This window comes from Pseudomonas sp. DE0010 (assembly GCF_007680745.1).
GTDB classification, from domain to species: Bacteria; Pseudomonadota; Gammaproteobacteria; order Pseudomonadales; family Pseudomonadaceae; genus Aquipseudomonas; species Aquipseudomonas parafulva_B.
This window is the reverse complement of sequence record NZ_VEJQ01000233.1, coordinates 1-259: the sequence shown is the minus strand read 5'-3', so window position 1 is coordinate 259 and position 259 is coordinate 1. Positions and strand designations below refer to the sequence as shown.

The following is a 259-nucleotide window of genomic DNA, read 5'->3' as shown; positions in this document are numbered from 1 at the left end:
CCTGGGCCAGACGTTCCAGCAGGGGTTCATAGAGATCCCGCTGCACCAAGACGCGCGAGGTGGCCGAACAGACTTCGCCTTGGTTCCAGAAGATGCCGAACAGGATCCATTCGACGGCCGCGCCGAGGTCGGCGTCAGCGAAGATGACGAAGGGCGATTTGCCGCCCAGCTCCAGGCTGATGTTTTTGATGTCGCGCGCGGCGGCCTGCATGATCCGGCTGCCGGTCGGCACGCTGCCGGTAAAGGCCAGCTTGTCGAC

General features: G+C 64.1%; 1 protein-coding gene. It reads right to left on the bottom strand.

Annotated elements, in window-relative coordinates; translation table 11 throughout:
- On the bottom strand, positions 1-259 hold a 259-nt coding region (locus FS767_RS22365), incomplete at both ends, for an aldehyde dehydrogenase family protein (protein WP_144968263.1).